22 protein-coding genes and 1 tRNA gene are annotated in these 21,074 nt (G+C 57.2%); 11 read left to right on the forward strand and 12 right to left on the reverse strand.

Going from position 1 to position 21,074, the window contains the following annotated elements:
* Positions 1-306 precede the first annotated feature (306 nt).
* The gene (locus HMPREF1487_RS15105; protein WP_010797541.1) at positions 307-1,668 is read left to right on the forward strand and encodes an OprD family porin; all 1,362 of its coding nucleotides are present in this window, start codon (positions 307-309) and stop codon (positions 1,666-1,668) included.
* Between the two features lie 36 nt (positions 1,669-1,704).
* Here HMPREF1487_RS15105 and HMPREF1487_RS15110 read toward each other — a convergent pair whose 3' ends face one another.
* The gene (locus HMPREF1487_RS15110) at positions 1,705-2,427 is read right to left on the reverse strand and encodes an SOS response-associated peptidase family protein (RefSeq protein ID WP_010797542.1); all 723 of its coding nucleotides are present in this window, start codon (positions 2,425-2,427) and stop codon (positions 1,705-1,707) included.
* A gap of 203 nt (positions 2,428-2,630) precedes the next feature.
* On the opposite strand from HMPREF1487_RS15110, the gene HMPREF1487_RS15115 reads away from it, so the two are divergent.
* Entirely contained in the window at positions 2,631-4,856 is a 2,226-nt protein-coding gene (locus HMPREF1487_RS15115; RefSeq protein ID WP_010797543.1) for a hybrid sensor histidine kinase/response regulator, read from the forward strand.
* A 250-nt stretch (positions 4,857-5,106) separates the two neighbouring features.
* On the opposite strand, the gene HMPREF1487_RS15120 is transcribed toward HMPREF1487_RS15115, so the two are convergent.
* The 6 genes from HMPREF1487_RS15120 to HMPREF1487_RS15145 all read right to left on the reverse strand — a co-directional run bounded on the left by HMPREF1487_RS15120 (position 5,107) and on the right by HMPREF1487_RS15145 (position 8,977).
* Positions 5,107-5,403 (reverse strand): cyd operon YbgE family protein, encoded by a 297-nt coding sequence (locus HMPREF1487_RS15120; RefSeq protein ID WP_010797544.1) that lies wholly within the window; start codon positions 5,401-5,403, stop codon positions 5,107-5,109.
* On the reverse strand, positions 5,400-5,510 hold the full coding sequence (gene cydX / locus HMPREF1487_RS26795) for a cytochrome bd-I oxidase subunit CydX (protein WP_010797545.1): 111 nt from the start codon (positions 5,508-5,510) through the stop codon (positions 5,400-5,402). Before cydX ends, HMPREF1487_RS15120 begins: the two co-directional genes overlap by 4 nt.
* Before the next feature lie 95 nt (positions 5,511-5,605).
* The gene (cydB, locus tag HMPREF1487_RS15130) at positions 5,606-6,748 is read right to left on the reverse strand and encodes a cytochrome d ubiquinol oxidase subunit II (protein ID WP_010797546.1); all 1,143 of its coding nucleotides are present in this window, start codon (positions 6,746-6,748) and stop codon (positions 5,606-5,608) included.
* A gap of 10 nt (positions 6,749-6,758) precedes the next feature.
* Complete coding sequence (locus HMPREF1487_RS15135) at positions 6,759-8,366, reverse strand: cytochrome ubiquinol oxidase subunit I (protein WP_010797547.1); 1,608 nt, start codon at positions 8,364-8,366, stop codon at positions 6,759-6,761.
* The gene (cydP, locus tag HMPREF1487_RS15140; protein ID WP_010797548.1) at positions 8,363-8,566 is read right to left on the reverse strand and encodes a cytochrome oxidase putative small subunit CydP; all 204 of its coding nucleotides are present in this window, start codon (positions 8,564-8,566) and stop codon (positions 8,363-8,365) included. Before cydP ends, HMPREF1487_RS15135 begins: the two co-directional genes overlap by 4 nt.
* Before the next feature lie 117 nt (positions 8,567-8,683).
* Positions 8,684-8,977: a metal-sensing transcriptional repressor gene (locus HMPREF1487_RS15145; RefSeq protein WP_051370240.1), complete on the reverse strand. Its 294-nt coding sequence runs from the start codon at positions 8,975-8,977 to the stop codon at positions 8,684-8,686.
* A gap of 971 nt (positions 8,978-9,948) precedes the next feature.
* Here HMPREF1487_RS15145 and HMPREF1487_RS15160 point away from each other — a divergent pair.
* The 5 genes from HMPREF1487_RS15160 (at position 9,949) to HMPREF1487_RS15180 (ending at position 13,085) form a co-directional block, all read left to right on the forward strand.
* Positions 9,949-11,178 carry a GGDEF domain-containing protein gene (locus tag HMPREF1487_RS15160; RefSeq protein ID WP_051370241.1) on the forward strand — a complete coding sequence of 410 codons (1,230 nt, stop codon included), beginning with the start codon at positions 9,949-9,951 and terminating at the stop codon, positions 11,176-11,178.
* A gap of 5 nt (positions 11,179-11,183) precedes the next feature.
* Positions 11,184-11,453 carry a hypothetical protein gene (locus HMPREF1487_RS15165; protein WP_125912921.1) on the forward strand — a complete coding sequence of 90 codons (270 nt, stop codon included), beginning with the start codon at positions 11,184-11,186 and terminating at the stop codon, positions 11,451-11,453.
* A gap of 127 nt (positions 11,454-11,580) precedes the next feature.
* The gene (locus HMPREF1487_RS15170; protein WP_010797551.1) at positions 11,581-12,081 is read left to right on the forward strand and encodes a UPF0158 family protein; all 501 of its coding nucleotides are present in this window, start codon (positions 11,581-11,583) and stop codon (positions 12,079-12,081) included.
* Positions 12,082-12,279: 198 nt separating this feature from the next.
* Positions 12,280-12,609 (forward strand): hypothetical protein, encoded by a 330-nt coding sequence (locus HMPREF1487_RS15175; protein WP_010797552.1) that lies wholly within the window; start codon positions 12,280-12,282, stop codon positions 12,607-12,609.
* A 107-nt stretch (positions 12,610-12,716) separates the two neighbouring features.
* Entirely contained in the window at positions 12,717-13,085 is a 369-nt protein-coding gene (locus HMPREF1487_RS15180) for a DUF1475 family protein (RefSeq protein WP_010797553.1), read from the forward strand.
* 10 nt (positions 13,086-13,095) lie between these two features.
* Here the strand turns inward: HMPREF1487_RS15180 and HMPREF1487_RS15185 are convergent.
* A tRNA-Gly gene (locus HMPREF1487_RS15185) sits at positions 13,096-13,169 on the reverse strand.
* A gap of 174 nt (positions 13,170-13,343) precedes the next feature.
* On the opposite strand from HMPREF1487_RS15185, the gene HMPREF1487_RS15190 reads away from it, so the two are divergent.
* Both HMPREF1487_RS15190 and HMPREF1487_RS15195 read left to right on the forward strand, forming a co-directional pair.
* Positions 13,344-14,402 carry a M4 family metallopeptidase gene (locus HMPREF1487_RS15190; protein WP_010797554.1) on the forward strand — a complete coding sequence of 353 codons (1,059 nt, stop codon included), beginning with the start codon at positions 13,344-13,346 and terminating at the stop codon, positions 14,400-14,402.
* A gap of 10 nt (positions 14,403-14,412) precedes the next feature.
* Positions 14,413-14,736: a protealysin inhibitor emfourin gene (locus HMPREF1487_RS15195; RefSeq protein WP_010797555.1), complete on the forward strand. Its 324-nt coding sequence runs from the start codon at positions 14,413-14,415 to the stop codon at positions 14,734-14,736.
* Between the two features lie 13 nt (positions 14,737-14,749).
* On the opposite strand, the gene HMPREF1487_RS15200 is transcribed toward HMPREF1487_RS15195, so the two are convergent.
* The 3 genes from HMPREF1487_RS15200 to HMPREF1487_RS26800 form a co-directional block, all read right to left on the reverse strand.
* On the reverse strand, positions 14,750-15,736 hold the full coding sequence (locus tag HMPREF1487_RS15200; protein ID WP_010797556.1) for an aldo/keto reductase: 987 nt from the start codon (positions 15,734-15,736) through the stop codon (positions 14,750-14,752).
* 67 nt (positions 15,737-15,803) lie between these two features.
* Positions 15,804-16,505 (reverse strand): 16S rRNA pseudouridine(516) synthase, encoded by a 702-nt coding sequence (locus tag HMPREF1487_RS15205; protein ID WP_010797557.1) that lies wholly within the window; start codon positions 16,503-16,505, stop codon positions 15,804-15,806.
* A complete protein-coding gene (locus HMPREF1487_RS26800) occupies positions 16,505-16,726 on the reverse strand; it encodes a cysteine-rich CWC family protein (protein WP_010797558.1) in 222 nt (73 codons plus the stop codon). Before HMPREF1487_RS26800 ends, HMPREF1487_RS15205 begins: the two co-directional genes overlap by 1 nt.
* Positions 16,727-16,975: 249 nt before the next feature.
* Between HMPREF1487_RS26800 and HMPREF1487_RS15210 the strand changes: the two genes are divergently transcribed.
* Together HMPREF1487_RS15210 and HMPREF1487_RS15215 are read left to right on the forward strand one after the other, a co-directional pair.
* Positions 16,976-18,115: a glycerophosphodiester phosphodiesterase gene (locus tag HMPREF1487_RS15210; RefSeq protein ID WP_037030086.1), complete on the forward strand. Its 1,140-nt coding sequence runs from the start codon at positions 16,976-16,978 to the stop codon at positions 18,113-18,115.
* Positions 18,116-18,326: 211 nt separating this feature from the next.
* Positions 18,327-18,743 carry an NUDIX hydrolase gene (locus tag HMPREF1487_RS15215; RefSeq protein WP_010797561.1) on the forward strand — a complete coding sequence of 139 codons (417 nt, stop codon included), beginning with the start codon at positions 18,327-18,329 and terminating at the stop codon, positions 18,741-18,743.
* Between the two features lie 484 nt (positions 18,744-19,227).
* Here HMPREF1487_RS15215 and atzF read toward each other — a convergent pair whose 3' ends face one another.
* Positions 19,228-21,021 carry an allophanate hydrolase gene (gene atzF, locus HMPREF1487_RS15220; protein ID WP_010797563.1) on the reverse strand — a complete coding sequence of 598 codons (1,794 nt, stop codon included), beginning with the start codon at positions 21,019-21,021 and terminating at the stop codon, positions 19,228-19,230.
* Positions 21,022-21,074: the final 53 nt, after the last annotated feature.

Here is a 21,074-nt window from a genome sequence, read left to right on the forward strand (position 1 = left end):
GGCGTAGTGAGGAGGATTCAACCCGTTCATTCAGCGGGTTCGGCTTTAACTGTCCCGTTTATCTCTGCTAAGACAGCGCATCTCGGCCAGCACCGGTGTGCCTATAAGGTTAGTTTGCTAAGCAATTTAATGGCACACTGAGCGGGCAGCGCGTCGTCTGCACTGGGCTTTTGGCTGAATTGCCGAGCCGTGGAAAGCGATGCGTACCATAAAGACAAACGACAAATGAATTGAATCTCGACTGCCAATGAGATCTTGCACCTCTCGATTTTTACGGTGCACCATTTTTAAGGAGAGCCACCCCTGATGAAGACCTTCAGACTGAGCACGCTAACCCTCTCGTTAATGGCTTGCAGCAGTACAATGGCCTTCGCCGGTCAAGCGGATTCCAATGGATTTATTGAAGACAGCCATCTTCAGCTCCTGAATCGCAGCATGTACTTCAATCGCCAGGTCAAAGGCGATGGCCACCACGAAAACGCGCATAACCAGCGTGATCCTCGCGATTGGTCCTATGGTCTTCTCGCCAATTATGAATCGGGGTTCACCCAGGGAACGGTAGGCTTCGGAGTAGATGCCTTCGGGTATCTTGCGCTTAAACTCGATGGCGGTAATGGCCATGCTGGCAGCGGCAATGTCCAGGTCAACTCGAGCGGCGAAACGCAGGATGAATATTCAAAGGCTGGCGGCGCGGTAAAGCTACGAATCTCCAACACTATTCTGAAGTATGGCGAAATGCAGCCGACGGCCCCGGTGTTTGCGGCAGGTGGCAGCCGACTATTGCCGCAGACTGCACGTGGTCTGAACATCATTAGCAAGGAAATCGATGGTCTGACCCTGGACCTGGGGCATTTCACGGCGGGTACCGAACCAACCTCTACCAGCACCGATGGCGGATTGTGGGCGACCTATGCCGGCGTCGAAACCCGCAAGGTCGACTACCTAGGCGGCGCCTATCAGGTTAATGACAACCTCAGTGTCTCGCTGTATGGCTCGGAATTCCAGGACCTCTGGCGTCAATACTACGGTAACGTCAACTATGCGCTGCCCCTGCAGGATGATCAGTCGCTAACCTTCGACTTCAACATCTACCGTACCAATGATGAGGGGCGCGCCGAGGCGGGCTCCATCAGTAACACGGCCTGGTCTCTGGCAGCGGCCTATAACCTAGGCGCGCATACCTTTACGCTGGCGCACCAGCGCATTCACGGCGATACGCCCTTTGATTACGTAGGCTTCGGCAACAATGGCGCAGGCGGTGGCGGTGATTCGATCTTCCTGGCCAACTCGATCCAGTGGTCTGACTTCAACGCACCGAATGAAAAGTCCTGGCAGGCGCGTTACGACCTGGACATGACGTCCTATGGCGTGCCAGGTCTGAGCTTCATGGCCCGCTACATCTATGGCTATGATATCGACGGTACTCATGCGGATGCTGGCGGTGCCTACGTATCCCGAGACGAGGCGGGTGCGGTAACAGGTTATGCCTACGATCATAATGACAAAGAGCGTGAAACCAACCTGGAGGCCAAGTATGTCGTTCAGGAGGGGCCGGCAAAGGATCTGTCCCTGCGCGTTCGTCAGGCATGGCACCGTGGCGCTGCCTCGACGGGCGGGTCGGTTAACGAGTTCCGCTTGATCGCGGATTACCCACTCGACATCTTCTGAATACGAAAGCCCGGCGCTGTCGGGCTTCTGATTGGCTCACACCAACGGTTTGGGTTCTCGCTCAAGCAGGGCAGGGCTGTCGTTATGAACACTGCCGACAGCCTTGTTCACCGGATACCATTCGAACTGGTCGACAGAAATCGCGCCGTCCTGGGCGATTTCCTCGGCGCGCTCGGGTGAGAGGTCTGGCTCGATCCATTCCCGGGCCGCTTCGGGCGTCAATACCAGCGGACGTCGATCATGAATATCGATCATGCCTTCATCGGCAGCCGCCGTGATGATGACGAAACCATCATCTTCATGTTCGTGTTGGTCGGTCCGATGAAACTGTCCAATGGCGGCAAAGAACATCGGCTCGTCTGACTTCAGCTTGATGAAGTAAGGCTGCTTGCGTTTGGGGTCATCGGCATCCTTTTTCCATTCATACCAGCCGTCCGCTGCTACCAGTGATTTTCCATGCTTCCACAGGCTGCGAAACATTTTACTGGTGGCCGCTGTTTCTACACGGGCATTGATGACAGGAGGCCGCTTTGGCTTGTGTGACTCTGGATCACGTGCCCAAAAGGGTGCGTATCCCCACGGCACTGGATCGAAGCGGATGCCTTCGGTCTCTTCATGCAGCAATTGCACCCGGGTGCCAGGTGCCACGTTGTAACGGCCAATGGGTATGGGGTCGAGTCCGCCTGCAAAGTCGACCGATGTCTTGAGCGCCTCGATATAGTCTATGGCGGTCCGGTATTGTGCAAATCGTCCACACATGAAGAAATGCCTGGCTGCTAGTACTGTCCAGTCGACAACACCGCCTGGCATAAGAGTTCATTTTTTAGGAAAGGCGCAGCAGGGCGGCGGGCGGTGCATCCTGATACAGGAGGCGCTAGAAGGCCCTTGGCTAGTAATAGTCAAACTCCCTAAAGGGGCCTAGAATTTCAAGCATATTCACCTTTGAATAAGGTCGCAGCAGTATGTCGATCCGCGCCAAGCTTATTACGCTGGTAATAGCCATCTTGGCTCCGACACTGTTGGCTTCTACATTCGCCATCTACTACGTCTACCAGGATCAGCGAAGCAAGGTGGAAGAGAGCATGCGGGCCACCACCCGGGCGCTTTCGCTGGCCGTTGACCGTGACCTGCTCAGGCGTGATGCCATTATCTCGACTCTGGCCATTTCGCCTTCCCTTGAGCGCAACGACCTTGAGGCCTTCTACAGGCATGCGCGACGGATTACCCAGACCTGGGAAAACTCCATCATCCTATTCGACCTGGACGGCCAGCAGCTGATAAATACCCGTAGACCTTTTGGTGCAGACCTTCCCCATAGCATTAACGCTGAAATCAATGCTACCGACTTCAACAAGCCGTTACTGGTGAGCGGACTGTATGTCGCGCCTGTGGGGAAAGAGTACAGCTTTGCGGTCCGGCGGCCTGTTTTTCGTGATGGGCAGGTCGCCTACTTTATTGCAATGGGCTCGTTTGCCTCGCAAATGGATACGGTGCTTAAAGAGCAGCAGCTGCCCCAGTCTTGGCTGGGCGTCATCATGGATTCCAGGGCTCAAGTCGTAACCAGAAGTAGCCGTCCGCAGGACTTTGTAGGAAGACAGGCTTCAGGCCCTTTGATGGATCGGCTGATGGTCGATAGTGAAGGGTTTCTCGATTCGGTCTCGCTGGAAGGCATGCCCATGCGCTCCTTCTTCAGCAAGGCACCCTTGTCGGGGTGGTCAGTGGTTATTGGCCTCCCACGCGCGGAAATTCAGCGTACGGCTATTCATGCCTCGATTGCCGTCATCGTAGGATCACTGATTCTGTTGGGGTGCGCCATTCTTCTAGCCTTCTGGATGGGGCGCAGAATCGCGCAGCCGCTTCGTCTGCTGGATCAAACGGCCCAGGCGCTGGGCCGAGGCGAGGCGATCAAGCCCATTGCAACAGGCATGGTTGAAACGGACCGCACTGCTAGCGTACTGGCAAAGGCCAGCGAGGAAATACAGAGCGCCAACGCCAAGATGAACCAGCGGGTGGATGAGGCGGTTGCTCAGGCCGAGCGCTCGCAGAAGGCGTTGCTGCAAGGGCAGAAACTGGAATCTCTGGGGCGCCTCACCGGCGGTATTGCTCACGACTTCAATAACCTGCTGCAAACGCTAACTATGGGGTTGGCACTGGCTGAGAAGTCAGCCACGACGCCCCGCGCCCAAAAAGCGATCGAAGCCTGTAGCCGGTCTGTCGAGCGGGGCACCAAGTTGACTCGCCAGCTCATGGCGTTCAGTCGCAGCCGGGTTGATGAGGCTCGTACAGTGGACCTGCGTACGGTCCTGATGGGTATGGGCGATCTGTTGGATGGCGCCTTGCCCAGCCGTATAAGGCTCACGCTGGAAATACCGGACCAGTCCTGGTCGGTATTCCTCGATCCGCTTCAATGCGAGCTGGCCGTCTTGAACATGGTATTCAACTCCCGCGATGCCATGCCTGATGGCGGCGAAATCACCGTCTCGCTGGTGCGTAAGGTAATCCAGACCGGTGAAGTAGAGGGATTGGCAGGGGGAGAATACGTGGCGTTGTGCGTGAAGGATAATGGCCATGGCATGAGTGAAGATGTGCAGGCCAGGGCCATGGAGCCGTTCTTCACGACCAAGGAGGTGGGGCAAGGCACCGGGCTTGGGCTTGCCCAAGTCTATGGGTTTGCCAGGCAAGCGCGGGGGACGGTGCTGATCGAAAGCGCTGTAGGCGTAGGCACGACCCTTACAATCATGCTGCCCCTGGGGGAGGCCGTATTGATCGAGCACCAGGAGGCCGCTTCCGACAGCGCGTTGCCTGTTGCGTCTGCCCGGGTGTTGCTGGTGGATGATGACGAGCAGGTGAGGGAGGTGGTCGGACCGATGCTGGAGGAGTTGGGGTTTGAGGTAACCACAGCCGCCAATGCCGACGAGGCCTTGCAGCGGTACGAAACGATGCTGTCCGGCTCGCCCAGCGTACGACCCAACATCATCTTTTCCGACATCATTATGCCTGGCCGTCTGGACGGCGTCGGACTGGCGTTGGCGCTACGCGAGCGCGATCCAGGTTTGCCGATTGTATTAGCCACCGGTTATACCGAGCACGCGGTAAAGGATTATGGTTTCAAGGTCCTTTCCAAACCCTACGATTTGAAGACCCTGGCGCAAACCCTGAGAGATGAACTCGACCGCTCTGCCGCCTGAATAGGCATTAAGCATTACCCGTCCAGGACAGCTGTTGGGTATCGCTGGGCTGCACCCAACCTGCTGAGCGGAGTAACGGAGAGGGCAATTAGGATGGGTTGAGCAACACGATACTCAACTGGAGCGCAAGAACCGAATCAGTAAGGTATCCAGCAGAGCGGTTGAAAATTGCATCACGGCATCCAACCGACTCGCTTATGACCACCTGACCACAGGATGCCAGCCTTTAGTCAGGCTGGCATCTCATACGTCAACCCATTCGGGCCTGTATCAGCAGGGCGTAGCCCAGCGCCATCAGCGTCCAGGCTAACAAAGGGCCAAAGGCCCACTTCCAGACTTTCGCCCGAGGGTCGAACCCTACGCCGTGCACAAAGCCGCCCGCCACGCCCCACATCACCAGCATAAGCATGCTATGGCTGTAGTGGCCTTCGGCATTCAGAAACGCAGTGGGATAGATGAGCAGCAACAGGCACAGTGGCGAGGCGAGGAGCAGGGAGAGTACCCTGAACCCTCCTCGCAGCAGCACCGGGCGGGCGTGGGTGATCACGGCTGGATCTCCTCGTCGAGATTTTCAGTCGCTTCGAGCCACAATGCATTCATGATGCCGAAGCCGCACGCCAGAGCGATACCGAGAACCCAGGTGAAATACCACATGATGATGACTCCTGAAGATATTTAGGACCTGTCCGACCGATCCCTGGGACTGTTCTGAGCCTCCTCAGGGTCGGCCGAACGACTAGACGAATGAATCAATAAAGGCCGTGGGGGTTGTCGTTGATATGCGCGGTAGTCACCTTGCCCCACATCTTCACGTAACCCCACAGGGTATAGGTCAGGATGATCGGGACAAAGATGCAGGCTGCTACCAGCATGATCCCCAGAGTCTTGTGACTGGAGACGGCATCCCACATGGTCAGGCTCGCCGCGGGATCAAAGCTCGACGGCATGATGAAGGGGAACAGTGCAAAGCCTGCGGTGCACAACGTACCCACAATGGCCAGGCTGGAGCCGAGGAAGGCTACCCAACTGCGGCCGGAAGTCGAGGAGAGCAGGGCCATCAGCCCACCCACGATACCGATGACCGGGGCCAGCTTGGTCATCGGATATTGAGCGTAATTGGTCATCCAGCCGACGTTGGTCTGGGCGACTTCCTTGGCTAGCGGATTCAGTGCGGCGTTGGCGTCAAAGCTGGACAGCAGGGCGAAACCGTTGATGCCACCCATCCACAGCCAGACACCCGCCCCGATAAAGGTAGCAAGGAACGCCAGCGCCAGAATCTGCGAGGCGCGGCGGGCGCGTTGGCTGATGGCACCTTCGGTACGCATCATCAGCCAGGTACCGCCATGCAGGGCCAGCATAGTAAAGCTGACGATACCGGCCAGCAGGCCGAAGGGGTTCAGCAGTTGCCAGAAGCTACCGTGATAAGAGGCACGCAACGTGTTGTCCAGTTCCAGCGGTACGCCTTGCAGAAGGTTGCCAAAGGCCACGCCAAACACGACCGAGGGCACGACTGCACCGGCGAACAGCCCCCAATCCCAGGCCTGACGCCATTGGGTATTTTCCAGCTTGCTGCGGTAGTCGAATCCCACCGGGCGTACAAAAAGTGCAAACAGCACTACCAGCATGGCCCAGTAGAAGCCTGAAAACGCGGCGGCATAGACCATCGGCCAGGCGGCGAACATCGCACCGCCTGCGGTGATCAGCCACACCTGGTTGCCGTCCCAGTGGGGCGCAATGGTGTTGATTACCACGCGCCGCTCGTTGTCGGTACGGCCAACGATGGGCATCAGAATCGCCGCACCCAGGTCGAAGCCATCGGTCAGGGCAAAGCCAATGAGCAATACCCCCACCAGCACCCACCAGATCAGTTTAAGACTCTCGTAATCAAACATAAGGGTGTTCTCAGGCAATGATGGTTGGAGTCGCAGCCGCTTCCGGCGCCTGCGGCAGTTCGGTCTTTGCGCCTTTCTCAAAGTGGTAGCGACCGGTGTGCAGGCTGGACGGACCGAGGCGAGCGAAGCGGATCATCAGGTACATTTCGATCACCAGCAGGCCGCTGTAGAAGACGATCAAGGCGATCAGCGAGCCCCAGACATCACCTGTAGAGACGCTGGAAGCCGACAGGTGAGTAGGGAGCAGTTCGCCAATGGACCAGGGCTGACGACCGTTCTCGGCGACAAACCAGCCCGTCTGGCCGGCAATCCAGGGCAGCGGCAGGCTGAACAGGGCAAACTTGAGCAGCCAGGTCTTGGTGGCCTCGTTGCGGCGTGCCACAGCGTAGAAGGCGCAGGCGAACAGGACCAGCATCAGGAAACCCGAGGCGACCATGATGCGGAAGCTCCAGAAGATGCCAGATACGTGCGGGATGGTGCTCTTGGCCGCTTCCTTGATCTGGGCATCGGTAGCCGATACCACATCAGGGGTGTATTTCTTCAGCAGCAGGCCGTAACCGAGGTCTTTTTTCACATCGTTGAAGGCAGCGATGTTTTCAGGGGTCTTCTCACCGCCACGCAGTTTTTCCAGCAGACTATAGGCCACCATCCCGTTACGGATGCGGTCTTCATGCTGGTCGATCAGCTCATGAATACCGGTTACCTGCTTGTCCAGCGAGCGGGTGGCGATAATGCCCATGACATAGGGAATCTTCACCGCATAGTCGGTGCGCATGGTTTCCTGATTCGGGAAGCCGAACAGGGTGAAGGAGGCCGGAGCTTCTTCGGTATGCCATTCGGCTTCGATGGCGGCCAGCTTGGCTTTCTGCACGTCACCCACTTCGTAGCCGGACTCGTCCCCCAGCACAATCACAGACAGCACCGAGGCCAGGCCGAAGGCAGAGGCGATTGCAAAGGAGCGGCGGGCAAAGCCTACGTCACGCTTCTTCAGCAGGTAGTAACTGGAGATGGCCAGCACGAATACCGAGCCGGTCACATAGCCTGCCGCCACGGTGTGCACGAACTTGACCTGCGCGACCGGGTTCAGCAGCAGGGCGCCAAAGTCGGTCAGCTCCATGCGCATGGTCTCGAAATTGAACTCGGCGCCCACCGGGTTCTGCATCCAGCCGTTGGCGATCAGAATCCATAAGGCCGAGAGGTTGGAGCCCAGGGCCACCAGCCAGGTTACCGCCAGGTGCTGCTTCCTGGACAGCCGCTCCCAGCCAAAGAAGAACAGGCCGATAAAGGTCGATTCGAGGAAGAATGCCATAAGGCCTTCGATCGCCAGCGGTGCACCGAAAATATCGCCCACATAGTGGGAGTAGTACGCCCAGTTGGTGCCGAACTGAAATTCCATCGTCAGGCCGGTAGTGACCCCCAGGGCGAAATTGATCCCGAAGAGCTTGCCCCAGAACTTGGTCATATCCTTGTAGACCTGCTGGCCGGTCATGACGTAAACCGTTTCCATGATGGCCAGCAGGAAGGCCATGCCCAGCGTCAGGGGAATGAAGATAAAGTGATACATCGCCGTCATGGCAAACTGCAGACGCGACAGGTCGACGACTTGTTCCGAGATCATCTCGGTGTCTCCTCAATTTTAAGCGAAGCGGGAGTGGCACCCAAAAGGCGTTGGCTCATTTCCACGGTGCCGTCCTTGGGAACGGTGGGCGCGTCGAACCAGAGGGCCTTGATGCCCATGAGCAGGGTCAGCTTGATCAGGAGAATCACGGCGATCTCCTTGGCCAAGCGGTGTTTAAGAAAGCTGAAGGGCGAGTTCATAGTCGATACTCCGTGGAGTATCGGCATTAGAGACGATGGCAGGGTGCTATCTATTGATCTGGCGCAATGAAATCAGAGTAGAAGCATCCCTCAAGGGATGGCAGTTTGCCGCAGGGGTCAGGTGTAGCGGATGAAAACCTCGCGAACCTTGGCCAGCGCCTCGGCACTGTCCTGATCGGGATCGCTCATGGCCTCTTCAATCAATGCTGTCAGCATCAGGCGATACGCTTTTTCCAACGCACTGCGTGAGGCAGAAAACTGCTGGGCCACCGACTCGAAGCGCTCTCCGCGTCGGATCATGGCCTGAAGGCCCCGAATCTGGCCTTCGATACGGGCCAGCCGCTTAAGCATCACCTGCTGCGCTGTGGGGTGTTCGAGTAGATCATCATTTGCGGAAAGATCCGATTTCATGAAGCGCTCAGTAAACATAACGAGGCCACGCTCTTTGAAAGGCGTTATGCCATAGGGCGAGGCGGAAAAACGTAATCAAGATCATGGCTACTGCTTAAAGACACGTCTTATCCATTAATAAAGGAGGCGCCAAAGCGGCTGATAAGCAGCAGGGCTTGCGAGTTACCTCCAGATGGAAAGGAGCAGGTTACGAGTCCAGGCCCATCAGAGCTGACGTTACGATGGCTGGAGCCTCGCAAGGGTATGTCCGATGTAGCCTAGCAGGTGATGCCGGTGGCCCTTGTCTAGGCAGCGGACTAATTCGCTCGCGATTGACTTGAATCAATTGAGGTGACGGGCTGTGCTCTTTATGAAGCAGTGAGGTGTGTTTACTGCGGTTTACAGGGTATCCGTACCAAGGCAGCTTGAATGACATCAATCGGGTCGCGGCACATGAGCACAGCGGTTTACTCAAGGCAGAAGAGACTCGCTGCGCTGCACGCTTTGCAACACATGGCCACTAACCTTTCCGTGTTTATCCTTCTGTCGGATCAGGCCGCTGGTAGGCCTCTGAGTGCTGCCGATTTGATATTGAAAGCAACAGTTCATGAACGGTATTGATTGATTTGATTAGTAAGTTTTCATGATAAATCAATCGATTAACGTGTTTTCTTAATGGGGATTCAATTTAACGTTAAGGTTCTCAGCGAGACGGCCGTTACAATAAAGACGATTACAGATTATTGGCGTCAAGGTGTATGCTCCGCACGCATGCTTGATATCGAATGGCCATCGCTCCGCGTGATGAAGCAGCTGTTGGCTGTGCAAGGTGCAGACAGGATCGTGCAGGTCAGGCTGCCAGGGTAGGCCAGTAACCATTCATTATCCGATTTGTTTCATCGCGTGGCGGTGAACGTAGTTATCAGGATTTTCTTGTGCGGAACCGCTTCTCTCAAAGCCCGATTCATTTTGCGCCGCCCTTGTTTCTGGCAATGGTGGCGTGGCTGCTTAGCCTGTATTGGCCGGGCACGGCTTTCATGGCATCGCTGTTCAGCGTACTCCCAACGCTTCTGGTGTTGTTGGGAGGAGCCTTTTGTGTGGTCTATCAGCGGCAGAGCCAACTGTTTTCCCTGGTCACGCTTTACATTGCACATTTTTCATTGTCGCTTCAGGTCAGCCATTATCAGCAGACCCATACGCTCAACCCTGAAACGCCCTTAGTCTTTCACCTTGCCACAGTCATGACTCCACTGCTGATTGGCATCTATTGCGTTTGGCAGGTCAAGGCGCATCTGCTGCAGGACAGCATTGCCCGGCTGACGCTACTGATTGTGGCAACAGTCGTCCCGCTAGCACTGGGCCGTGTCTATCCCGAGGCGATGCTGCACGCGGTCGATACCATCTATTGGCCCATGCTGCACGGCGACTGGATGAAGCTGGCGCAGCTGGCCTACTTCACTTTTATCGTGGGGTTGGGGCTTGTCATCACGCGATATGTTCTCTTGCCAAGGCCGCAGACGGCGGCGCCTATTGTGGCTATTGGCTGTCTGATGTGGATGTGGTCCAAGGTCTTTATCGAGCCCCAGATTCTGGATGTAATGATCAGCTTTGTTCAGCTCATCATTATCGGCTCGGTCATTCATGAAACCTTCTACATGGCCTTCCGAGACGAGTTGACCGGTATTCCGGGGCGCCGTGCGCTCAATGAGCGCTTGAGTCGCCTGGGTAACCAGTACGTCATTGCCATGGCGGACGTGGATCACTTCAAGAAATTCAACGACACCCACGGCCATGACGTCGGCGATCAGGTACTCAAGCTGGTCGCTAGCAAGATGCGCAAGGTCGGCGGTGGCGGCAGTGCGTATCGGTATGGCGGCGAGGAGTTTACGCTGCTTTTTCCAGGCAAGACGCTGGAAGAATGCCTGCCGCATCTGGAAGCTGTGCGGCGTAGCATCGAAGAGTACCCTTTGCGTATCCGGGACAAGCAGAGCCGCCCCCAGGATGACGAGCGGGGCAGGGAGCAACGTGGCTCCGGTGAGGCCAAGACTGTCTTTATCACAGTCAGCATGGGCGTCGCAGAGCGGGGCGTGGCAGCGCGCACCCCTGAAGAGGTCATCAAGTGTGCGGATCAGGCACTGTATAAAGCCAAGGGCGCTGGCCGTAACAATGTCATGCCTTATGGGCAAAACGCCCAACCTGCTTCACGGGTCAGGCGGGCCTGACCTTGGTGCCGTGCAAGAAGAGCTGCACGGCATGGTCGATAAGCCCGTCCAGTTCCTCTGAGGTAGATGAGGGGCTGACCTGGAGCGGCGCGGCGCTGGGCGCCTGGAATTACCATACCGAGCAGCATGATCAACGCCTCCCTGTCGTCCGGTATATGCCAGCGTCTCGCCTGGATACTTGTAGCGGTAACTACCGCGTCAGCGCAGGCGCCAACGCCCTGGAGCGCCCACTCAAGGCACAGGTGCGCCTTACCGAGAAATACCTCGCGCCGTAACCGTGAAAAGCCGCAGCTACCGCTGCGGCTTTTCGCTTCCGCGGTATCTGCTTGTCCTATGTTGGGCACCCTCGGGCCATCCCTGGGTCATACCTGTATCGATAAGCCACAGTAAGTCAGTGCAGCCATGCGACCGATCACGATAAACCTCGAAGCGCTCAGATCAGTCCTCACCAGTGAGGCCCGACACGACCACGTACTCGATCTGGAAACCGGCAAGCTCCTGAATCTGACCGAGGATGACTTTGAAGCCGAAGAACTGCACGCCATCGAAACCCAGAAAGACCGCTACGTGCCCATCGAACCACTGGGTATCGCCGAGCGCGTAGCCATGCGCGAAGCCTTTTTGTTCGATCTTCATGACCCCCATGCACATCCGGTGCTCTCCCGCGCCTTGACCGACCGCAAGCCGCTGCGCACCTTTGACTATGAACTCAAGAATTTCCCCAAGGCCCAGAAAGCCTGGGAAGCCTATGAGGCTACTCAGGTCAGCCAATATGCCCTTATCTGGCTGCACGACCACGATCTGGAGCCCGTTTCAGAAGACTACGCTTCCCAGCCTGATGTTAAAGAAGGCGTGCCCGAAGGCATTCTGCGCCGCATGAACAAGAGCAACGTTCAAGAGTAGAGCGCTACCTGATAGCAGCAGGTGCCTGAATAGATGACTCAGGCACCTGCCTGGATACCTCTGATCCCCTCTACTGGCCCGCCCGTTCTGCACAAATAAATTTGATGAAGCTATCTAGCCAACCGAACTGTCATATGGGATAGATAGGATGGACAAAACATAACAAGAAAGTCATCTGTATAACGGGGGATGGAGACCATGCGTGGTTTAGTAGTAGTAAGTCTGATCACGTTACTGACAACCGGCTGCGTCATGAGCGGGCGCAACATTGACGAGCAACAGGTAGGGCAGATCGTCGAGGGCCAGACGACCCGCTCACAGCTCATCGCCATGTTTGGCGAGCCTCAATCCAAAATCCGCAAGTCGGGCTATGAGATGCTGTACTGGTCCTATTTCAATTCAGGCTTTCTCGCTGCCTCTGAACAATCCAAGGGCCTGCGCGTCCTGATCGATGAAGACGGTACGGTCAAGAAATACCAGGCAATCAACTCGAATACCAAGTCCGCACTGGCACAAAGCGATATCTAAGCGCATTCATACCATTTTCCTGTGCGTTGCTCAGTGGCAGCGCACGGGCAAACTCATGTCTTCTGCCTACAATCCTTACAGCAGGTATGTATTTTTTGAGGGATGACATGCGGAAGGTAACGGCGCTAACGCTGCTGCTTGGGGTGGGATGGCTAGTGCTGGTCGCCATTACGCTTCGCGGTACTGTCGAGATGGGCTTAGTGACGGGCCTGTACACCTTTGTAGGCGACTTTGCTCATCCGTGGCGAGCGCAGTTCCACTCAGACCTGAGCCTGAACGTTTTTCTGATTGCCCTCTGGCTTCTCTATCGAGCCCGCTCCTGGCAGGTTGGTCTGCTATGGGGCTTGCTGGCACTCATGGCGGGCGCCTTGTTTACGCTGCCTTACGTAGTGATAGCAATGATTCGGGCGAAGGGGGATTGGCGAGTGCTGCTACTGGGAAGGCAAGCCAGGATGTCAGCCCCGCTTGAATCATGAGGAAGCGAATTGGAGCGGGCGAAGGGAATCGAACCCTCGTCATGAGCTTGGGAAGCTCAGGTAATGCCATTATACGACGCCCGCTTCGGGAGGCGTCCTTTGTACCAGAAGCCGAGCCTTGGGTGAAGCCTCTTGATAAGGTTTTTGTGCGAGGGAGTCTAGGGCGGGTTTTGCGGTCTAACCCTGTGCCACGTAGAGTGGCGTGAGAGGGGTAGTGTTGTGCTGCTCCAACGCTGGCTGCTTAGGGAGGGCGTTCGTATGCCTCGCTTGGGTTCTGTTCAAGGTTTTATCCCCCCGTACATCCTCAGCCGTATCGTTGATCATGGTGATGAACGCCAGCGCTCCTGCGCGTTGGGTACGCTGAGTCATGTACGTACGCTTTTGCATAATCCAGGCCCGCCTGGTGTGCGTCAGGCACCGGTGAGTGAGCTGGAGCGTACCGATGATGAGCGTGCACAGCGCAGCATCTATGATGCAAAAAATGGTAACCAGTTGCCGGGTGTGCTGGTTCGCAAGGAAGGCCAGCCTGCCGTAAGCGACATTGCTGTAGATGAGGCTTATGACCATCTCGGCTCCACCTTCGATTTCTTCTATCAGGTGCTGGGCCGCAACTCCATCGATAACCGGGGCCTGCCGCTTTCGGGCACGGTGCATTACGGTCAGGACTATCAGAACGCCTTCTGGAATGGCGAGCAGATGGTATTCGGCGATGGGGACGGCGAGATCTTCAACCGCTTTACCATTTCGCTGGATGTCGTTGCCCATGAGCTTACCCACGGGGTGACGGAAAGTGAGGCGGGGCTGGTGTATTACAACCAGTCTGGCGCACTTAATGAGTCCGTGTCCGATGTCTTTGGGGTCTTGGTTAAGCAATACAGCCTGAAGCAGCGAGCCGAGGAGGCCAACTGGCTGATCGGGGAAGGGCTGTTGACCGAGAAGATCAATGGTCGTGGTCTGCGCTCGATGGCTGAGCCGGGTACGGCGTATGATGATCCGATGCTGGGCAAGGACCCGCAGCCTGGCCATATGCGTGACTTCATTGAAACGCGGGATGACAATGGCGGTGTGCACCTCAACTCGGGCATTCCAAATCGGGCATTCTATCTGGCGGCAACCGGGATCGGCGGATACGCATGGGAGACAGCGGGCCGCGTCTGGTACGACACCCTATGCGACAGCCGCTTGACCAACGATGCTGATTTTGCGGCCTTCGCTCGACTCACCGTTTCGAATGCCGGTCGCCGCTTCGGCGCAGAAGCGCGCGAGACCCAGGCAATTAACAAGGCCTGGGAAGACGTTGGGGTAGAGCTGACCTGAGGAGGTCATTATGAAAGAGCTACCGAAACTGGGACCGGATGCCTTGTTAAGGCTTTCTCGACAGGGCGGCTTTGCAGCGATCCATGCGCTGGCGCGCCCACGGGAGATCGATTTTTCCAGTTGTAATGAGGATGAGCGCGGACGAATCTGTTCCGTGCTCGAGCGTTCGCTGCCAGCCTCGGCGGAAAGCGTAGGGCGTGGCGATCAGCGGTATTACAAGATCGAGTTGCGCTTCAAGGACAAGCCCGACGAGATCACAATTACCGTTCCGGAAGACCGTGCACCCAACGAGCTGGTAAGGCTGTGGGATAAGGGCGACGCCAAGGTGCCCTGATCCCACTTCACGCCTAGTGTCTGGCCGTCTCGCCTGGCACCGGCGCATCAGGGGGCAGGACGCCCTGCTCCCGCAGTGTTGTCCAGAGTTCCTGCGGGATTGGTACCTGCATCAGTTCAACGTTTTCCCTGACCCGCTCAGGCTTGCTGGTGCCCGGGATCGTGGCGGCTACAGTAGGGTGTGCCATGCAGAATTGCAGGGCTGCAGCGCGCACGTCGACGGCGAACTGTTCGCAGACCCATTTGAGGTGCTTGGCTTTTTCCTTAATGGAGGAATCAGCCTCGGCATAGTTGTAGTTCTCGCCGCCCGCCAAAATACCCGAGTTGTACGGACCTCCTACAACAATACCTACGCCGCGCTCCAGGCACTGCGGGAACAAGGTGTCCAGCGCCTCGCGATGGTCCAGCAGTGAGTATCGACCCGCCAGCAGAAAGGCATCCGGGTCAGCCTGTTCCAAGGCAAGACGGCAAGGCTCGACCATGTTCACACCCAGCCCCCAGCCTTTGATGAGGCCTTCTTCGCGCATCCGGGTCAGTGCAACCGCTGCGCCTTTCATGGCCTGGTCAAAATACTCTCGCCATGTAGGGCCGAACTGGTCTTCGGATACATCATGGATCCAGACGATATCAATCCGGTCGGTTTTGAGGCGTTCGAGGCTGTCTTCAATGGAACGACGGGCACCGTCTGCGCTGTAGTCCAGAATGCGGCGGTAGGGGCGCTCGTTGACGAACGGGGCCGCATTCTCAGGCTGGTCGGCCTTTTGCAGCAGACGGCCAACCTTGGTGCAGAGGGTGTATTCATCCCGGGGTTTTTGACTGAGCACCTCGGCAAAGCGAATTTCCGACAGGCCGGCACCATAATGGGGTGACGTATCGTACAGGCGAATACCGGCCTCCCAGGCCGCTTCAAGCGTGGCGGAGGCTTGTTCTTCGGTGAGCTCATGAAACATGTTGCCCAGCGGGGCGCCGCCAAAACCGAGGCGGGGAACGTGAATGCGCATACGGCTCTCCTGGCTGATGAATGATTCTTATGCCGACCGGAGTGCGCGACGAATGTTCCTCAGTGGTCTAGGCAGGGACGCCGCATGCGATTTCTGTAGCGGTAAGAGGGCGATATTCACCGGGTGCTAGGGCGGGGTCGAGCACAATGGGACCGATCCGCTCCCGGTGCAGGTGCAAGACCTGATTTCTAAAGTGCCCGAACATGCGCTTGACCTGATGATAGCGGCCTTCGATGAGAGTAAGCCGCGCGCTGCGCTCGCTCAGGATATCCAGATGGGCGGGCAAGGTAGTAAGGTCTTCAAACTTGAAGTACAGCCCGGCGGCGAATGTGGAGGCGTATTCCGGCAGGATCGGGTTGGCCGTCTCGACGTAATACACCTTGGGCAGCTTGCTGCCGGGCAGGGTCAGACGACGAGACCAGAGACCATCGTTGGTGATGAGCATGAGGCCTGATGTGTTCAGGTCCAGACGGCCGCTCAGGTGGAGATCATCCTTGTCCTGTTCGTTCAGCAGATCGATTACCGTGGGGTGATCCGGATGCTGCGTTGCGCTCACATACCCAACGGGTTTGTGCAGCATGAAGTAACGAGCAGCCTTGCCAGGTTGAAGCAGCTCGTCCAGCAACTCGACCCGATCGAAGAAGCGTACCTCGTAACGGCCATCGCGCACAGGCACGCCATTGATCCGTACGTGTCCATGCGCTAGATGCATGCGTGCGTCCAGGCGGTTAAGGGTCGGTCGGTTACTGATGAAACGATCCAGGCGCATCAGCCGTTAGTATCCATTTCATGTTCTAAGGTAGCACTGGCGCAGCGGGCGCACAGGCAAGCCACGTTGCGAGCGTCTTCCGGCAAGGTCTCGAGTGCTTCGGGAGCGATACGAGTGTGGAAGCACCAGCAGTCAGTCACCGGTTGGCTGCAACCGAGCTGAGCACAGCCATTGGGTTGCCCGCAGCGAGGGCAGAGATGGGGTGGATAGGCTGTGTTCATGTCTGTCGCCTCGTGCGCCTGTAAGGGCGTACGGAAATCGAATGTAAATAGGGGGAGACCGTAATCGTACCCCGTGTGAGGCAGTACGGCTATGAAGACCAGCCGTATGGGCTACGCTTGCTTACGTTCTTTGACTGATGGCCCGCAAGGGTGGGGATAAGCGGTATGGTCACGTTAACGTCGTGTTCATGCCGCAGCATGGGCGTTGTGTATTCAAAATCCAAAAAGTCACAACAACGGGAGACACCGATGGATAGAGGTTTATGCAAGGGATTATTGGCAGGAGCGCTAATGGCGGCTATGGGGATGATGGGGCAGTCGGCTGGTGCCGTGAGCGAGCCGGTAGGCAAGGCGCTGAGCGAGAAGGCGGGCATTCCGTATCCGGCCGTGATTGCACACCGGGGGGCGTCCTATGATGCACCAGAGTCCACCGCGCCCGCGTATATGCTGGCCCGTGACTTGGGCGCCGACTATCTGGAACTGGACCTGCAGCGTACCCGTGATGGCGTCCTGATCGCCCTGCATGACGACAACCTCAAGCGCACCACTAACGTTGCGCAGCGCTTTCCGGACCGGGCGGATCAACCTGTCAGTAGCTTTACGCTGGAGGAACTTAAAAGCCTGGATGCCGGAACCTGGTTCAATACGGCTCACCCGGACCGTGCGCGGCCCAGCTTTGCTGGCCAGAAAATTCTGACCCTGGACGAGGTGATCGATATCGCCGAGGGTGGCCAGAACAAGCCGGGCCTATATATCGAGACAAAGCAGCCCAAACTGTTCCCAGGTATCGAAAAAGACCTGAAGGACAAGCTCCAGGCACGTGGTTGGCTAGGCAAGCCTGCGGCAAAAACATCGGATACCCCGCAGGTGCATGTGGCCTCGATGCCAGGTCGCGTAGTCCTGCAGACGTTCGAAAAGAGCAGTATGGAACTGTTGCAGCAGGAAATGCCGCAGGTGCCCAAAGTGCTTCTGCTATGGCTGGGCGATGGCAGTATCGAGCCCAAGTCGAATGTGAGCTTTGCCGACTCGGGCGAAAAGGATAAGGCCGCCTATTATGCCAAGCAGGAGGTCAAATCCAAGGCTGAGTACGAACGCTGGCTGAATTGGGCGAAAGCGCATGGCGCACTGGGAATAGGGCCTTCCTCGGCACTGACAAATGGCGGTGATCAGAGTTATGCGGATCTGGTGAAGCCCTGGATGAATCAGATGGCTCACGAAAAAGGGCTGATTGTGCATCCATACACGGTGGATGAGGCTGTGGACTTCAAGAAAATCAGCGATGCGGGCGTAGATGGCTTCTTTACCAACCGCACTGCCGAGCTGTTGAAGTTTTACAACCGCCCTGCAAAGGACGGCATCGACACGATACTGAAGCGCCACGGTTATTGATAAACGCCCTTTAGCGTTATGATGGGTACCGCGTTGCTCCACCCTACTCTAGAAAAGACCGGCTTGGACGTAGGAGGGGGGAGCGCAGCGATACCCGTCATGTCGCCCCTCTTATCCGTACAACCGCCTATGCGCTCACCGCAATTCGATCACAACATGGATAAATTGGTAGGGTGGGTCTGAAAAAGAGTCTGCCAACAGGAGAGCGGTAGTGAATGACTTTTCCGGGGCTAAACTTGCCTTATTGTGTGGTGATCAACTCCTGACCTACAAGCGAGACGAGAAGGACTCGATTCCCTTCCCGGGCTGCTGGGATTTTGCTGGCGGTGGTCGAGAAGGGAATGAAAGTCCAGTCGAGTGCGCGTTGCGAGAGTTGGATGAGGAGTTTTCCCTGCAGCTGACCAAAGATCGGATCATTTGGGAAAGGCGCTACAGGAGTTATACCCGTAAGCCTCTTGACGCCTATTTCTTCGTCGGCGAACTAACCGCTGAAGAGATCGAATCCATACGCTTCGGTGATGAAGGCCAGTATTGGCAGATGATGCCAATAGCGGAGTTCCTGTCCTTGCCGGACGCAGTACCTTATCTGCAAACACGGCTGCGCGACTACCTTGAGCAGATATCGTAAGATGAAATATCTGGTTAAGTTGCTTAATGCCAGCTGAATGCCTGGGTGATTCCAAAGGACAGGGTTTCGCAGAGCGGTAATATGCCATTACGCACCGTTTTTTAGGGCGTGGAGGATACTGTTTTGCGGCGTCTATTCTTGGCGTTAGCGTTTGCTCTACCGTTAAGCGGGTGTGTGGTCTACGACGATAACCCTTACCGTCATACCACCACGACCTACTACCGTTCATATACCCCCGTTTATGTGACACCGGCTGCTCCTGTTGGGCCGCCGCCTTCCGTCATTATCTATGACCGGCCCGTGACACGTTGGCGCTCGAATTTCTATTATGGCCCACCACCGCCTCCGCCGCGGTTTCGCTCTGGTTGGGGCCCCGGTCCCGGTCCCGGTCCCGGCCCAGGCTATTGGCGTCATGGACCGAGACCGTACTGGGGGCCACCACCGAGACGGTGGTAAGCCCCGGCAGGCGATTAGCAAGCCCCTCCTATCGCTGGCTGGCCATATAAGCCCGCCAGCCACCGAAGTGGGTGATGTCCTTGGCGCCTTCCAACCCATAGGGCTCACAGATAAACCCGGTTTCCCAACTGCCATCAGCCAGCTGAACCTTGCCTAGGCCGAGCGGAGCAGGAATAGCTGTCAAAAATGAGCCTAGCTCGCGGCTGGGCAGTTCCCAGATTTCCACGGCAATGGCTCGACCACCTTCGGCTACACGAACCATGCCCGGGCGGAAGGGCGGTCCACCGGCCAATGCGTACAGTTTGTAGTCGGGACTGCTTTCTGTACGTGAAACCAGTTTGCCGCCCCGCTTCACGAGTTGCCAGTTGAGCGGCAATCCCTCCAGATGCGCACCGCAGACGACCACACGAGCATGATCATGGCGCGTGACTGTAGTAGAGGCAGGGGCGTCCATCTGTGCACCGTTTACCAGAGGTAATTGCTGCACACGCTGGAAGGCATCGGCCAGGCTCAAGAGGTACTGATCGGTGAAGGCGCGTCCGAACAGCGTCACGCCCCACGGCAGGCCGTTTTGCATAAAGCCGGCCGGCACCGCCACGGCGGCATAATCCAGCATGTTCATGAAGTTGGTGTAGTAACCCAGATCGGAGTTACGGGCGACAGGCTCGGCCTGCAATTCATCCAGAGTGACGGGGCGGGGGTAGGCAGGCGTCAGTACGCAATCCAGCTCGGCCAGCGCCTGGTCACAGACAGCCTTGAGTGCTTGCAGGCGGTACTGCGCCCGGAAGGCGTCTACGGCCGTCGTGCCGGGCGCCTTGGCCAGTACTGCCTTGATGACGGGCAGTACCGCGTCCGGTTGTTCTTCGATCAGCTCACCCGCCACGCTGTAGCGCTCGGCTACCCACGGACCTTCGTAGAGCAGCTTGGCCGCTTCGAGGAACGGGGCGAAATCCAGTTCGACTGCCTCGCCCCCGAGCGCTTCCAGCTGTCTTACCGTGTGCTCGAACAGCGCGGGACTTTCCGGACAGCCGAGAAATTCGAGCTGCCTGGGTACACCAAAGCGGAACGGGCGCGGAGTACCGAAGGCCGAGGCATCGTTCCAGAGCGGATTGGCGCGACTGTACGCGTCGCGTGGATCGTATACAGCGGTCAGGGCAAGCAGTTCGCTGGCCTCCTTGGCTGTGGCGGTGAAATAGGTGACGCAATCCAATGTACGGCATGCCGGAACGACACCCGCCGTCGAGATCAGCCCTTTGGTGGCCTTGAGACCGACCAGGTTGTTCAGCGCAGCAGGTACTCGACCCGAGCCGGCCGTATCGGTACCCAGTGCAAAGGTAGCCACGCCCAGCGCTACGGCTAGGGATGACCCCGCGCTGGAACCGCCGGAAGGGTAGTCTGGATGAATACTGTTGCGGCAGGCACCATAGGGCGAACGTGTACCGTTGAGGCCGGTGGCAAACTGATCCAGATTGGCCTTGCCCAGGGGAATCGCACCCAGGGCGATCAGCTGCTCAACAACGGTGGCCGAGCGCTCCGGTGTATAGGCAAAGGCTGGGCAGGCGGCTGTGGTAGGAATGCCCGCCAGATCGATGTTGTCCTTGATGGCAAAGGGGACGCCATACAGCGGAAGGTCCGCGGGGGACCTGCTTTCCAGTGCCGCCAGATAGGGTTCCAGCTCCGCCAGGGAGAGCAGATGGATGAACAGGTGAAAGTCGGGATTCAACTGCTCGGCCTTGTTGCGAAGTTCGATAATAAGCGTGCGTGGCGTGGTGCGGCCTTCACGATAGGCGGCGCGGAGGGTATCGAGGCGCAGGTCAGTCATAAAATAGTCCCTGGTAGTCTGGATAAAGCCATTGGCAATACCCAGCAATAGCG

It is taken from the genome of Pseudomonas sp. HPB0071 (genome assembly GCF_000478505.2).
In the GTDB taxonomy this organism is placed as follows: Bacteria; Pseudomonadota; Gammaproteobacteria; order Pseudomonadales; family Pseudomonadaceae; genus Chryseomonas; species Chryseomonas luteola.